Annotated in this window: 1 pseudogene; it reads right to left on the bottom strand. The window is 72.6% G+C overall.

The features are described 5' to 3' along the window. Positions 1 to 239 precede the first annotated feature (239 nt). Positions 240 to 456 (bottom strand): annotated as a pseudogene (locus Q7A36_RS40915) (recombinase family protein); the annotation flags it as partial.

Raw genomic sequence — 456 nt, 5'->3', positions numbered from 1 at the left:
GGGTGAGGCAGCAGCGCGCCTCGGGAGCAATTTCGTGAGGCAACGGCCTCCCGGCTCGGGAGCATCCTCAAATGAGGCAATACGTTCCTGATTCGTGTCGTCGCGTCGTGAATCGGGGTATCGGACCAGCATCCGTGCCCTGATCCGTGTCGCCAGCCACGGCAGCGATGGCGCCCCTCGGCTTGCCCCAGACCGATGCCGCGGGGCGGCGCGCGGTCTGGGCTGGGCTGACGGCACCTCTATGCGGCTGGCAGCAGGCCAGCCTTCCTGGCGCGGGCGAGGACATGCGCGACCGAGCCGGGCCGCCAGTGGGCGCCGCCGCGCGGCGTTGGCTCGCGCAGCGCCTCCAGCCGCGCCCCGATCTGACGCAACGTGGCCTCTGGGTCGCTGAGCACGATGCCCGCCACCACCGCGAGCAGCCGGTCCGGCGCCGCCCGGCGTGGGACGGGGTCGAAG

Source organism: Paracraurococcus lichenis, from assembly GCF_030657435.1.
Taxonomy (GTDB): Bacteria; Pseudomonadota; Alphaproteobacteria; order Acetobacterales; family Acetobacteraceae; genus Paracraurococcus; species Paracraurococcus lichenis.
This window is presented reverse-complemented; position numbering and strand designations above follow the sequence as displayed.